The following is a 12,772-nucleotide window of genomic DNA, read 5'->3' as shown; positions in this document are numbered from 1 at the left end:
GCGGCTCACCACATGGTGGGAAGCTTTTTTTATCGAGAGTAAAGGAGGAGACATAAGATGGATGGCAAGATTCGAAAAGATATTCAACCGGGGTTAACGGTGGACATTGTGTTAAAAGCAGACCAACGAACAGGAAAATTGACCCGAGGGGTCGTGAAGGATATTTTAACTTCCTCATCCCATCACCCCCATGGTATAAAAGTTCGACTAATCGATGGCCAAGTGGGACGGGTAAAGGCGATTCACACCTAATTCTTCATAAAAAAGACGGGTCTTCCCCATTGCATGGACAGTGACTCCTTGCCATAATAAAAAAGGAACCTTTTTCCGGAGGAACTCGCACCTATGAATAAGAAGTGGAATCTGATTCATGCTTCCCGTGGTTTTTTTAGCCTGTTGATGATTCTCTTTACAGCTCATCAGCTTGGAATTCGTTACTGGAAAGCGGGATTGTTTGATTGGGACAGCACGGTCCGTTCGGGGACAATGGACTATTTTATGCTGGTCAGTGGTTTTGTCCTCTTTTATACTTATAAAGACCGTTTTGGAAATGGAAAAGTAGCGCTTCGGTATATGAAAAAACGACTTTTGCGTATTTATCCGACCTATTGGTATATTTTAATTCCGATGAGTGCCTTTGCTCCCTTCTTCATCGGTGAGAAACCTTCGATTAAACAAGTGGTTCATGCCTTTTTTCTCTTTCCACAAGAGCAGGCAATTAACCCTCCAACCATTATTTTAAGTGGCTATCTGATCTACTACCTTCTATTTGGCATCGCGATTTTGGTAGGGAAAGGGAGGGGGACTGTCTTACTATCTCTTTGGTTTATGGGTGTATTTATCCAGTATACCAATGACATATGGTCAGGCAATCCATGGATCGATGTCCTCTTATCCAAGTACCATCTCTACTTTTTGGCCGGTGGATTTATTGCGAACTTAGTCACAAAAGTAGACATCCCTTATCCCCACTTATTAGTAACCGGTGGGTTTGCAGGATTGGTCTTAGCATGGGTCAATGGACAGCATCATTGGGTGCCACTTGATGATTTATATGCCTATGGAATTCCAGCAGCGACGATTTTAATGGGATTGGCTCTTCTCGAACAAAAGCGGGAGTGGTGGATTCCACGTGGGCTTTATTTTTTGGGAAGTGCATCCTATACACTTTTCCTTACCCATTTTCCTTTACTCGTCCTTCTTCAACAGGGTTTAAGTGAGTGGGGGATCGATGACAGTTTGGGACCCAAAGCGACGCTAGTCCTTATGGCATTACTCACAGTGATGATCGGTTCACTCTTATACATGGTTGTAGAGCGACCGTTATTATCCTTTATGCGATTCACTAAAAAAGTTCCAGTTGCAACCACAAACCCTTCCTCAAATGGATGGATCAATCAAAAGAGCTGACCCCGTTAGATTGGAGTCAGCTCTTTTGTATAGAGGCTTCTTCACGTCTTTGTTGGAGAAGATTTACAACATCACTAACGGACCATTGGCGAAGGTAGTCAGTGAGTACTTGTTCTCCATCGGATAATATTTCAGCTAAAACAGTGGGCAATGTTGAGCCGACTGGACATTGACAATTGGTTTGGGTGGTTTTTGGATGTAAGGTACTTGGACAGGTAAGGTAATAAAGACGGTCCAGTGTAATTTCGTCGGGATTGCAAGAGAGAGTAAATCCCCCACCAGCTCCTTCCTTGGAGCGGATATATCCATTCTTTTTCAAAAGGCTAAGGCTCCGTCGCATCCGTACGGGGTGAACACCCGTACTCACTGCAAGTTCATCACTTGTTCTTTTTTTCTCAGGTTCAAGGGCAAATAAACCAAGGCTATGAATGACAAGACTAAAATCGCTATTCATTACGGCCACCTCCTTCTCTGATGAGTCCGTCACAACAAAAAGGGAAGGGAACACTCCCTATCCCAAAAAGAATCCGTATAATTAAGCGGCGTTAGTCGCTTTAGTATCTAGATCTAACTGATGAAGCATACCAGTAAGTTCAATAAACCATTCCTTATCACGTGTTGCAAGAGCTAAGTCAATTAAATTCATGAGATAACCTTCTTGATCGAGTGTTCCTTGATTCAGGCGTCGAATTCGATCCAAGGGACTACTAAACAACTTCCCGAGGACCTCAGTATTGTCGGATTGTATGACACGTACGTGGGTGACTCCTCTTTCGGTGTCGATGCTTTCCACGTATCCTTGAAACAACTCATCGTTCTCCGTTTTACCTTGAACCCAGTCCCCGGTATTCAGTGAAGGATTTAATAGCTTTTCCATGGTACGCACCGCCTTCCTTATTGAGGTGTGTCGGGCGGACAACTGGAACTTTTTTTGTTTCATTTAAGTGGTATGTTGATAAGGATGAATGATACCATCCGCGTTTTAACTATTATAAAAGCCCTGATTTCAGGCGTCAACCAATAACCATGTCCGACCTTATGGTATCTCTTACCTGTAACTCTAGTATTAATGATACCCGATTTTATAAGATTTAATCCTAATAGGATCATAGCGCCTCCATTTGCTAGTGAATCAAACCCAAGCGTAGCCCTTTTGCAACCGCTTCTGAGCGGTTTTTTGAATTAAGCTTCTTTAATATTCCTTGAGCATGTTCTGCGACAGTATGCTCACTGATATGCAAGGTTTCCCCAATATGACGTGTAGAGTAGCCATAGGCAATCATCTGCAAAATTTCTTGTTCCCTGTGGGTGAGGACAGGTGAAGCCGGGGGATGAGCAGAGAGAGTAGGATATTCGTAGAGCTTAGGTCGTAGGGCAACGGAAACGCGTGATGTCAACTTTTCAAGTAGATTCAACTCTTCCGTAGAGGGAGCAAAGGGTTTTCCACCCTGATCAATGAGTAGAAAACCAACCGGTTGATGTTGATCGACTTGCAGGGTGGCTACCAACAACGATTGCAGATGGAAATGCTTAATAAAATGATCCGGAATGTAGAGACAAGCATCTTGGATATAGAGAGGACGATTTTGTCGAATCATCCAGGTCATTCCTGGGATGTTGGCTTCAAAGGAGCGTATACGACGTAAATCCGTGATATCGACGTGATAAGCATGAGTACCTTCTACGGTTCGGGTAATGGGGGAATACCAGAAAAGTGCGCTACGCTTGTAACCAATCGCCTCAACGATACGATGAACGGTTAAGCGCATGACATCTTCTAAGGAATGGGCGCCTAAAAGTAGCGTATCAAATTGAACAATTTTATCCATAAAAGAATCTGAAGGAGTGATCTCAGTTGTGGTGAAGGAAGCGGACTCCTTTGTCACATCAGGTGAACGATCCTCAGTGGTTATTGATGAATTCGAATAGGAGATTAATAGCGAGAATACTAGGGAATGAATCCAGCGAAAGCCGATCCAATCCCCGGTGGAAGTTCGTGGGAATAATCCGATGAGAATTTCTTCAAAGATGCCCAGCGTAAAGGAGATTAAAGACGGATGGAGAGTGGGTTGACTCTTTTTGACCAACCGTAAAAATTTATCATGGTATTCCTTGGATTGATTCGGAAAAAGACGTAAATTATGAATGAGCCTTAAAAAAATATCGTTAAGAGACTTTCTCTGCTTGTCATCTAATGTGATGGTCGATAATTTAATATTCCAATGGATTAAAATATCGGAGTATCCCTGTGAGATCGTATCAATAATTGTCTGTATTTCCTTCCGCGGAAGCATCGGGATATCAAAATATACAGCGGGTTGCATAAGGATAGCTCCTTTTTGTGTCCAGTGGTTGATTGCGTTATTCTTTATAGTATATACCATTTCACAAGAGCATGAAGAAAAATCCCCCCATTAAAGGGGGGGAAGTACCTGTATTCTTAGGGTTGGTGTGCTCCTAGGATGAGGCTATAATTTCTTTATGTCGGTGGAATAGGTTCATTCTATAACACCACGGCATTCATGTAAGCGCTTGCATTTAACGACGGGGGGTTATTCGATGAAGTATCGTGGTAAATTTTTCTGGATTAGCTTTACGACATCACTTACTGTATTGGCATTAATTGTTACCGGTCTTTTTGCTGGTGGTGTCGCTGCTGCAGTGCCCATTGCTGGTGTAGGGGGCTTCATGGTAGAAGCCGATAAGATTGTTGCAACAAACTTCAAATTATTGCCGAAATTTGGACCGACCAGTACAAAGAAAGTAACACCTCAAGCGGCTTTGCAGATGGATGCAGAGATTACTGGCATGAAATTGTACAAAGACTTTGATGTTCCAAACATGGGGACGATCCGAGTACTCGTCACCAGCTCTGGTGTTGCAAAATCAACCGGTATGGTGATGGATGCCTCCAAAGTTGAGGGGAACCATTCTTTCAAAAAGTTCACAACGAAAGAAAATTATTCATCCGATTTGCTGAAAACCTTTGATATGTCTGCAGATCATCTTGTACTGACCAATGCGAAGTTGAGAGGGCACTACCTCTTCAATAACACGATTTCGATCCCTGGAATGAAGTTGGAGTTTCAGAAATTAAACTAAGCGAAGGAGGATGACTGATGGAAGAGAGGAAAACGGGAACGCGCCGGGCGAGGAAAGAGTCGATTCGACCAAGAGCCGGTTTGATTTTGCTAATGTTTGCTGGCCTTTTAACATTATATGTACCCATTCAATTATACTGGTTAACCTTTGTGCCAGGAAACTTCGCGTTCACGGGCATTCTCTTCGGGGGTCTTCTCCTCTCCTGCGGAGTAATTGGTTGGGTAATGCCTCGCTATGTTCGCCTACTTGGAGTCTTTGGGATTGTCCTTTCGATTCTCTCTTTGATCGGTGCATTAGGCGGATTGTTGATTGGAATGGTACTTGGAATAATTGGTGGAAGCCTTTGCATTGCCTGGGACGCAAAACCTGAAATTGGGAAGAAGGAACTAAGTAACGATTCAGGTGAGGAAGTAGTCGCAGCTATTTCTTAGGTTGTTCCCGATGGACGGCTGAAGTAAACGTCACTGGATGCAGAAAGGGGGAGTATCCATGAAAAAAACGATTGCCATCATCATTGGATGGAGCCTGATTCTGTCCCTTGTGATGCTCCCGGCAATGCCCGTTTGGGGGGCGCCAAAAGCGCCTTCTGAAGCCTTAGTCATCCGTGCAGACCGTATCGAGTCCAAGGGATTATTGATGGGAATCGGTAAGGGAAATCATGGCTTGGTTATGAAATTGTCGATCAAACAAGCGAAGATCTCAGGGATGAAAATGGGGGCACTCTACAGTACGGGAAATGGGGGCAACTGGACGTTAGGGATCGAGGATCCAGGACCTGTTTCCATTCAAGGGCTGTCAGTCAGCGCAAGTGCTGTTGGCTTCAAAATCGACCCGAAGGACCTCATTCGCTTTGATCGACCTTTGAAGCTGGGTAATCTAATGCCAAATATTGTTCTGCACGATGTCTACATGCGTGTTGAAAACATGGATGCAGCAGCTGCACAAATGCCTAATCTCGATCTGGAAGCTGGGAAATCCGTATCGATCGATCCACCGAAAGGTGGAATTTTGATCGACTTACGTAAACTGCCCTCTTTTGGTCAAAAAGATGGAGAAGACAAGGTAAATCAGATGCTTCAACCGGGTAAATCTGGGGATAAGAAGGATGATGGCGAGGAACCAGGAGATAAAGACGGCTCAAAGCCGGATGACTCTAAAGGAGGAGACACTCCTGATTCCGGCGATCCAAGTGAGGATCCTGGTACACCGTCAGACCCCAATACTCCGGATGATCCTGAAATGCCAAGTGATCCAGGTGTACCGACAGATCCAGGTGCTCCGACGGATCCAGGTACCCCAAGTGATCCAGGCACTCCATCGGATCAAGTCGATCCATTGAAGGAGAAGGTAAAATTACGGCGGTATTTTACAGCGTTAGAAATCGTGAATAAAGCTAAAAAATACGATGCTTCGGTCACCTTAAAACGTGGAGATAAGGATTACAATGCGAAGAAGTGGTCAAAAGTAACCTTAATGAAACGGTTTAAAGGTACGGAAGTAACTGTTACAGCTGAGGGCACCGATGCCGAAAAGGCAGTACGCGAATTAGCCGAATGGCTGAAGTGATTGGGAAATAGGTAGGAACATAAAAGCAGACTCAGGGATCCTCTATCAAGGAGATCACTGAGTCTGCTTTTGGTTAGATGGAAGAGTCTTACGATTCGAGAAGAGACTTGCCACTTTCGCAATTCGGTTTTTGTAAACGGGGGCAGGTAGAACAAGGATTGGTGCCAGGTATGCGATGATACAGACAGCAAGTTTGACGGACAGGTAGCAATTCGCCCTCTTGAGTGGGGTGGGGAATTGTACGAAAACCACCATAAAATGGGTTGGTAGATAGTTCATCATCAAAAAGATAGGTCGATGATGTGATGGCATTGAAATCCTCGGAAATTCTTTCGTGATCGATGGAATCTGCATTTTCATTCATCCACACACGGTAGTAGTAATAAAGATATCCTTTGGCACTTTCCCAAATGATTGAAGCGGGAATGTGTACTGCTAGGCTCTTAAATACAGGGACCAAGTTGTTGACGAATAGTTGTTGAAGAAAAGAGGCCCGCCATTCTTCTCGTCTTTGGTTCAGGGGAGGGTATTGTTGATGATTGATAGGAGTGACCGCTACTTCCCAACCAGCACGAAAATGGAGGCGGATGTTATCAAGAGACCAGTCCACAGAGGTATTTAAAATAGAGAGTTGGTACAATGCCTGATGAATGATTTGGGAGGCATACCGTTTGGCGAACATGGAAGCCGCTACAGGGTGCTCTGTTGTCCCAATTTGGTGTGACCAAATGTGAAGCAGGTTATTGAGACGATTCAAATCTAACAGTTCACGTGCATCCATCATCAACGATGATTCTGTTGACTGAAGTGGATGTAGGTTTCTTTGTGAGCTCATGGCTTTTTGAGTGGGAGTCTCTTTCTTTGTATAAATCATGTCCTCATCCTCCTATCGCCGCGAACGACTGCCGTTGAATATGACGACCTTTTCCGTGAGGGATACACATGGGTGTACCAAATAAGGGATCTGGGATCACTTTGCAATCGAGATGAAATACATCTTGAACCAGCTGTTCATTAACAATATCCTCTGGGCATCCCTGGTTATAGATTTGCCCCTTCTTTATTGCGATAATTTCATGGGCATAACGTGACGCCAGATTAAGATCGTGTAAAACCATAACAATGGTACGTCCTTCTTGTTCATTGAGATCATAAAGAAGGTCGAGTACTTCGATTTGATGGGTTAGATCCAGGTATGTAGTTGGTTCATCGAGGAGCAAGGTATCCGTATCCTGAGCCAATGTCATAGCAATCCATGCTCGTTGACGCTGACCACCGGATAATGAGTCGACAGGGCGATCCTTAAAGGGAAGCATTCCAGTCATTTGAAGTGCCCACTCCACTTGCTTTTCATCCTCTACAGACCACTGGGAAAGCCAAGTTTGATAGGGGTAACGCCCTTGTTTCGTCAATTGGTAGACCGTGAGACCTTCTGGAGCAACTGGACCCTGGGGTAAAATAGCCATTTGGTGAGCAGTTTTACGAGTGGATTGTTTTGCAATATCCTTTCCGTTTAAAAGGACCGCCCCACTTCGTGGTTTAAGAAGGCGAGCAAGTGCACGTAATAAAGTGGATTTACCACATCCGTTCGCTCCTACAAGAGTTGTAATTTTTCCCTTGGGGATGACAAGATCCAAATTGGCAATGATGGGTGTAGCACCATAGGATAAGGTAAGTTGGTCAGTTGTCAGAATTGGCTTCAAGGGCGAACCCTCCCGTTTTCCCTCTTGAGGTTTTTTTGAGGGGAGTTAAGTTTTGCTTCCACTGCGGTAGAGGAGAAAGATAAGAAATGGGGCGCCTAGTACTGCCGTGAATAAACCAGCTGGTAAATCCAAGGGGCTAAATGCAGTGCGAGCAATTAAATCAGCACACATTACGATGAGTGCGCCGATCAGGCTAGCAATAGGCAACAATCTGCCAAAGGACGGGCCGGTAATCATACGAGCAATATGAGGTGCCATCAGACCCACAAAGGCAATCGGCCCGGAAAATGCAACGGCTGAACTTGCCAACCCAATGCTAACGAGAATGGTGATGAGGCGATACCATTGAACCGATTGTCCGATCCCAGTCGCAATCTCATCTCCCATTTGTTGCGCGTTTAGGTGACGACTGAAAAAATAAGACAATGCGAGTAGCGACAGTGCCCAAGGAAGAAACGTTAGTACGGAATTCCAAGAGCTACTATAGACACTTCCAGTTAACCAGACCATGGCTTCATTGGCAGAGTAGAGTGGACTGAGAATCAATAGGAGTGTGGTTAGTCCATTAGCTGCTGCGTTGAGTCCCACTCCGATTAATAGAATGCGGAGTGGAGATGCCCCTTTTTTCCATGCAAGGCTGTAGATAAGAAGAGCGGTTATACTTCCTCCTACAAAGGATGCAATGGGTAGCCATGAAGTAGCTACTTGAGGGAGAAAAGCAATAAAAAAAATGGTGACAACAGAGGCTCCTCCTGTAATCCCAATGATGTCAGGGGATGAGAGGGGATTTCTCATCACCCCTTGAAGAATGGCACCAGAGGCGGCTAACGAAGCACCCACAAGTAGGGCCATTAAAAGTCGAGGAAGCCGTAAAGTATAGATAATCACCTCATCCGAGGGGTTGCCCATCCCCAAAAGGGCTAGACCTGCCTGTAGAGGTGGGATTTTCATCTCTCCTAAACCGACACTCACAATCATGATTCCACCACAGAGGAAAAATAGAGTTAGAAAGATGAGGAAGGTTGGAGGGTGAAATTGACCAAATAAAGAACGATTGCGGAGTCGTGATCGAGTATTCTTCATAGTTAATCAGAGATGCTCCTTCGGGCAATCGTGATGAAGAATGGGACCCCGATGAGGGCTGTGATAACACCTACGGGTACTTCATCCGAAGTTGTTCGTGCTCCAGCTTCCACTAAAAGCTCTGTAAGAGGTCCGCCTGGCATAATTAAATAGCGACCACCAATATCAGCAAGCAGTAAAAAGGTTGCTCCAAGAAAAGCGCAATAGGGGAGAAGCCATCGGTAGTCTGATCCAACCAGAAATCGTGCGATATGGGGGATGATAAGGCCCACGAGTCCGATCGGACCAGCAATTGCGACACTCCCTCCTGCAAGAAGGATGATGCACAAAGCAGCGATCGCCTTTACCCAACCGGTTTTTTGCCCTAATCCTTTAGCGACATTTTCACCGATGGTTAAGGTGGTCATTGCACGACCAAGAAATAGTGTGCAGATCCAGGATATAGCAAAAAAAGGTAGAAGATAAAGGAGAGCATCTAGATCTCTGCCTACTATGGATCCAGCTAACCAAAAAAGGATTTGATCCAGTGTTCCTTCATCGGAGACGAGGATGCCTTGGGTTAAGGTTGTAAAAAAAGCAGTTAAGGCAGCCCCTGCTAGAGTGAGCTTTAAGGGAGTTAATCCTTCTTTCCCAAAGGAACTGAGAAGGTAGACAAGGCCTCCACTAATGGCAGCACCAAGAAAGGCAATCCAAGTAAAGGTTACATAGGAGTGGACTGAAAAAATCGAAGATGCTACAACAACAAACAACGCAGCCCCTGCATTGATTCCAAAAATCCCAGGAGAAGCAAGGGGATTCCGGGTTAGACCTTGCATAAGTGCACCAGCCATTCCGAGGCTTACTCCCACACAGGTAGCGATGAGTGCACGAGGGATACGGGTATTTTGGACAATCAGTTCTTCTTTGTTAGGATGGTTTGACTGCCAAGCGTCGATCAAAGTATCCCAGTTGATATGGGTAAGCCCGAATTTAAGGCTCGCTATAAAACTGATGCCGAGTGCGACCATGGTTAGGAGCAGGCCGATGATGCGATAATGGTTAGAGAGGGGCATGGACGCATCTCCTAAAATGTCGAAGTTAAAACGATGTACAAAAAAGACCTTCTCTTCTTGTTATGATAATCATTATCAATGGATGCGTCAATAAATTTGATAATCATTCTCAACCCTATTCTTTACATAAAAGCAACCGGATCTTTGCGCATGTCCGTGGGAAAGTGCGTGTATGGTATAATAAGGGACAATTGAAACCGTACGGAGTCCGATGACGTTGCATGATATGAGGCAACTTGCTTGGCAGATTAGTGAGGTGGAAGTAGATGATGAACCATATAATTTCCTCGGTGCCTCCGGCGGTGAGAGAAAACGATATTTTATTTGTGTCGGAAAATTTCGGTACAGGACATACACGTGCTGCTGAGGCATTAGTACAAGGAATTGGTGAATTCGCTCCTTCTGTTCAAGTAGAGCTAGTGGAGCTTGGCCGTGAGTTACGTCCGCAAATCAACCAAGCCCTTCTTTCTTCGTATCTAGGTATGATTCGACGTGCACCGGGTTTGTGGAGAAAAGTGTACGGACGTCATCATTCTCGTTCCTTTCCCCGTTGGATTGAGTGGTGCTTAAACCAAATCTTGTACTCACGTCTTTCTGAATATATAGCGAATCGACCCCCACGCGTTGTGGTATCGACTCATCCCTTTGCCAGTGCGGCCATTGCACGCTTAAAACGTAATGGTATTCCCTTGCGTCTATGTACGGTAATTACTGACTTTGCAGCACATGGATCGTGGATTCACCCTTTAACAGATCTTTACCTAGTCCCTCATGATGGGGTTAAACAACAGATGCTGACCATGGGAGTCATCCCTGAGCGGGTGATTGTAACGGGTATCCCCTCGGATAGACAATTTTGGAAAAAGGGAAATCACAAGGAGATTCGCAAGCGTTTAGGATTGAAACCCATGCCAACGGTGCTGGTCTTGGGTGGCGGCCTCGGATTGGGCCCCACAGAAAAGCTAGTCCGTGTGGCAACAAAGTGGAAGGAAGATATCCAGTTTGTTATTTGTACTGGACACAACCATCGTTTGCGAAACACATTATCCCAATGCTCGGAGTTTGATCATCCCCATATACGGATCACAGGATATACAGAGGAAATGCCTGATTGGATGGATGTAGCTGATGTCATTCTGTCTAAAGCAGGAGGACTTACTTGTACAGAGGCGATTGCCAAAGGGACCCCGTTGCTTCTCTTTAGCTCGATTCCTGGACAGGAAGAGAAAAATAGTCGATTCATGATTGAACAAGGGCTGGCTGCTCGAGTAACCGATGAAGACGATTTGAATATGTGGCTTCACCGACTAACTCGAGGGGATCATCATTATGAACAGTTGAAACAACAAATGCTTGCATGGAGATGGAAAATACATCCATCTCAAAGTATTCGTGCCGTTCTTAGTTTGCTCGAGGTATCAGTGGACGAGGGCGGATGTTAGTCCCATCGACGCCCTTTGTTTCTATCACTGTACTTTAGTGCATATATTGTTCTTTAGTACCCCCACGGATATAATGCTATAGTACTAACATTTTGTTGTTAAGGGAGCTTGTGATTTTGGTTATTGACCCGCGACGGAAAGATATCAAAGAACGCGCTATTCAAATTTTATATGTATCGATTCTATTCTCTCCGGTGATTCCTGTTGGAGTGTTATTGATTATGGGACTCCTATCGCCTGTAATATTAAAAGGCAGTTGGCGACCATTTGGTTGGCCGGAGAAGATATTCCTAGGCTTCGTCGCGATCAGCACGATTAGTTGGATTTTTAATCCCTATCTTCTTTTTGGTTGGTTACCAGTGGCGATGGTTCCCATCTTATTTTTTGGGTTATATGGAGTATTGGCTGTATGGATGAAACGGCTACATTGGACATGGCGAGATTATGAAAAGCTATATGCGACTTTTTGGATCGCTGGTTTGTATTCTGCAACCGTTACGATCTTGCAACGAGTGGCTTGGATGCCCATGGATAACAAGATGTCGATGAATATATTATGGGGATTTTATCGGATGCAGTCTGAGGGGCCAAGAAGTATTGGCCCTTCCTTTAACTCTAATTTGGCGGCAGCACTATTGATGTGTTTGGCATTACTCAGTATTTATGCCTCCTCCTTGGCCCGTAACCGCTTTGAAAAAGCAGCTGCTTTTACGGTTTTTTTCTATTATTGTGTAGCGATTTGGTGTACTGGATCTCGAGGGGCTTGGGTGGGGTTGGTTATTGGCTTGTTGGTTCAAGTCTGGATGACAGGGAAACGGAAGCGAACCGTGGCGCTATTTGTAGTGCTTGTATCCATCGGTTTAGTGTTAATTACCAATATGAGCTTAATTCCTCGTGATGACTCACTGATGCTAACCATTATTGGTCGTTTGAAAGTATGGGAAGACTCCTTTACAATTTTTTTGGATCACTGGGTGGTCGGTGTTTTGCCCATCCATTTTGGCTATTTAATTGAAGAAATTTCGGGTACGTATTTGTTCCACGCCCACAATGTGATTTTAGGGATGGCAGTCGAGTATGGTGTGATGGGTCTAATGTTATTTCTTAGTTTAATTGTAGTGACAACGGCGCGAGCAAGACGTTGGCGGAAAACTGCCCGTGAGCGGAAGGAAAAAAGGTTAGCGGGTGTGCTCATATCCATCGTATTTGCTCTATTAGGGCATGGAATGTACGATTATCCTATAATCAATCCTCAAATTGGATTAATATTTATGGGGGCGATCATTGTTATTCACGCTCAGTATGAACAGCGCTGTTAAGCATAGTGATGTAGCAATAAAAAGGGGAGCCGAGCTCGGCTCCCCTTTTTATTGCTGTTATGAAAAAAGCGTCATCGCATTATTTGTATATTAGT

At 44.7% G+C, this 12,772-nt stretch carries 14 protein-coding genes; 7 read left to right on the top strand and 7 right to left on the bottom strand.

What is annotated here, in order from left to right; all coding sequences use genetic code 11:
- The first annotated feature begins 57 nt into the window (after nucleotides 1–57).
- The gene (locus CHX35_RS00220) at nucleotides 58–252 is read left to right on the top strand and encodes a YwbE family protein (RefSeq protein ID WP_091832083.1); all 195 of its coding nucleotides are present in this window, start codon (nucleotides 58–60) and stop codon (nucleotides 250–252) included.
- A 93-nt stretch (nucleotides 253–345) separates the two neighbouring features.
- Nucleotides 346–1,410, top strand: coding sequence for an acyltransferase family protein (locus CHX35_RS00215; RefSeq protein WP_091832081.1), 1,065 nt, complete (start codon nucleotides 346–348; stop codon nucleotides 1,408–1,410).
- A gap of 16 nt (nucleotides 1,411–1,426) precedes the next feature.
- Here CHX35_RS00215 and CHX35_RS00210 read toward each other — a convergent pair whose 3' ends face one another.
- The 3 genes from CHX35_RS00210 to CHX35_RS00200 form a co-directional block, all read right to left on the bottom strand.
- On the bottom strand, nucleotides 1,427–1,864 hold the full coding sequence (locus CHX35_RS00210) for an RrF2 family transcriptional regulator (protein ID WP_091832078.1): 438 nt from the start codon (nucleotides 1,862–1,864) through the stop codon (nucleotides 1,427–1,429).
- Between the two features lie 81 nt (nucleotides 1,865–1,945).
- Nucleotides 1,946–2,287, bottom strand: coding sequence for an IDEAL domain-containing protein (locus tag CHX35_RS00205; protein WP_176391795.1), 342 nt, complete (start codon nucleotides 2,285–2,287; stop codon nucleotides 1,946–1,948).
- Between the two features lie 247 nt (nucleotides 2,288–2,534).
- The gene (locus CHX35_RS00200) at nucleotides 2,535–3,734 is read right to left on the bottom strand and encodes a helix-turn-helix transcriptional regulator (protein ID WP_176391794.1); all 1,200 of its coding nucleotides are present in this window, start codon (nucleotides 3,732–3,734) and stop codon (nucleotides 2,535–2,537) included.
- Between the two features lie 235 nt (nucleotides 3,735–3,969).
- On the opposite strand from CHX35_RS00200, the gene CHX35_RS00195 reads away from it, so the two are divergent.
- From CHX35_RS00195 to CHX35_RS17715, 3 genes are read left to right on the top strand one after another with little or no spacing between them, the layout of a single operon-like run.
- Complete coding sequence (locus tag CHX35_RS00195; protein ID WP_091832069.1) at nucleotides 3,970–4,512, top strand: DUF6230 family protein; 543 nt, start codon at nucleotides 3,970–3,972, stop codon at nucleotides 4,510–4,512.
- Nucleotides 4,513–4,529: 17 nt separating this feature from the next.
- Entirely contained in the window at nucleotides 4,530–4,943 is a 414-nt protein-coding gene (locus tag CHX35_RS00190; RefSeq protein WP_091832066.1) for a DUF6114 domain-containing protein, read from the top strand.
- A 58-nt stretch (nucleotides 4,944–5,001) separates the two neighbouring features.
- The gene (locus tag CHX35_RS17715; RefSeq protein ID WP_091832063.1) at nucleotides 5,002–6,078 is read left to right on the top strand and encodes an HPr family phosphocarrier protein; all 1,077 of its coding nucleotides are present in this window, start codon (nucleotides 5,002–5,004) and stop codon (nucleotides 6,076–6,078) included.
- Between the two features lie 88 nt (nucleotides 6,079–6,166).
- Here the strand turns inward: CHX35_RS17715 and CHX35_RS00180 are convergent, their stop codons facing one another.
- From CHX35_RS00180 to CHX35_RS00165, 4 genes are all read right to left on the bottom strand, one after another.
- Nucleotides 6,167–6,952, bottom strand: coding sequence for an IucA/IucC family C-terminal-domain containing protein (locus tag CHX35_RS00180; protein WP_091832060.1), 786 nt, complete (start codon nucleotides 6,950–6,952; stop codon nucleotides 6,167–6,169).
- A 4-nt stretch (nucleotides 6,953–6,956) separates the two neighbouring features.
- Entirely contained in the window at nucleotides 6,957–7,781 is an 825-nt protein-coding gene (locus CHX35_RS00175; RefSeq protein ID WP_281252036.1) for an ABC transporter ATP-binding protein, read from the bottom strand.
- Between the two features lie 45 nt (nucleotides 7,782–7,826).
- Nucleotides 7,827–8,759 (bottom strand): FecCD family ABC transporter permease, encoded by a 933-nt coding sequence (locus CHX35_RS00170; protein WP_425435287.1) that lies wholly within the window; start codon nucleotides 8,757–8,759, stop codon nucleotides 7,827–7,829.
- 107 nt (nucleotides 8,760–8,866) lie between these two features.
- Nucleotides 8,867–9,916 carry a FecCD family ABC transporter permease gene (locus tag CHX35_RS00165; RefSeq protein ID WP_091832055.1) on the bottom strand — a complete coding sequence of 350 codons (1,050 nt, stop codon included), beginning with the start codon at nucleotides 9,914–9,916 and terminating at the stop codon, nucleotides 8,867–8,869.
- 269 nt (nucleotides 9,917–10,185) lie between these two features.
- Here CHX35_RS00165 and CHX35_RS00160 point away from each other — a divergent pair, with 269 nt between their 5' ends.
- Both CHX35_RS00160 and CHX35_RS00155 read left to right on the top strand, forming a co-directional pair.
- Nucleotides 10,186–11,358, top strand: a complete 1,173-nt coding sequence (locus CHX35_RS00160; protein WP_176391790.1) for an MGDG synthase family glycosyltransferase — start codon at nucleotides 10,186–10,188, stop codon at nucleotides 11,356–11,358.
- Nucleotides 11,359–11,474: 116 nt separating this feature from the next.
- Nucleotides 11,475–12,677, top strand: coding sequence for an O-antigen ligase family protein (locus CHX35_RS00155; RefSeq protein WP_091832049.1), 1,203 nt, complete (start codon nucleotides 11,475–11,477; stop codon nucleotides 12,675–12,677).
- Nucleotides 12,678–12,772: the final 95 nt, after the last annotated feature.

The organism is Marininema halotolerans (assembly GCF_900116235.1).
Taxonomy (GTDB): domain Bacteria; phylum Bacillota; class Bacilli; order Thermoactinomycetales; family DSM-45169; genus Marininema; species Marininema halotolerans.
This window is presented reverse-complemented; position numbering and strand designations above follow the sequence as displayed.

Bases quoted from the DNA above. Each gene is read 5' to 3' on its own strand.
- CHX35_RS17715 (WP_091832063.1), top strand. From the start codon at position 5,002: ATGAAAAAAACGATTGCCATCATCATTGGATGGAGCCTGATTCTGTCC.
- CHX35_RS00200 (WP_176391794.1), bottom strand. From the start codon at position 3,734: ATGCAACCCGCTGTATATTTTGATATCCCGATGCTTCCGCGGAAGGAA.
- CHX35_RS00210 (WP_091832078.1), bottom strand. From the start codon at position 1,864: ATGAATAGCGATTTTAGTCTTGTCATTCATAGCCTTGGTTTATTTGCC.
- CHX35_RS00190 (WP_091832066.1), top strand. From the start codon at position 4,530: ATGGAAGAGAGGAAAACGGGAACGCGCCGGGCGAGGAAAGAGTCGATT.
- CHX35_RS00160 (WP_176391790.1), top strand. From the start codon at position 10,186: ATGAACCATATAATTTCCTCGGTGCCTCCGGCGGTGAGAGAAAACGAT.
- CHX35_RS00220 (WP_091832083.1), top strand. From the start codon at position 58: ATGGATGGCAAGATTCGAAAAGATATTCAACCGGGGTTAACGGTGGAC.
- CHX35_RS00195 (WP_091832069.1), top strand. From the start codon at position 3,970: ATGAAGTATCGTGGTAAATTTTTCTGGATTAGCTTTACGACATCACTT.
- CHX35_RS00180 (WP_091832060.1), bottom strand. From the start codon at position 6,952: ATGATTTATACAAAGAAAGAGACTCCCACTCAAAAAGCCATGAGCTCA.
- CHX35_RS00170 (WP_425435287.1), bottom strand. From the start codon at position 8,759: ATGATTGTGAGTGTCGGTTTAGGAGAGATGAAAATCCCACCTCTACAG.
- CHX35_RS00215 (WP_091832081.1), top strand. From the start codon at position 346: ATGAATAAGAAGTGGAATCTGATTCATGCTTCCCGTGGTTTTTTTAGC.
- CHX35_RS00205 (WP_176391795.1), bottom strand. From the start codon at position 2,287: ATGGAAAAGCTATTAAATCCTTCACTGAATACCGGGGACTGGGTTCAA.
- CHX35_RS00165 (WP_091832055.1), bottom strand. From the start codon at position 9,916: ATGCCCCTCTCTAACCATTATCGCATCATCGGCCTGCTCCTAACCATG.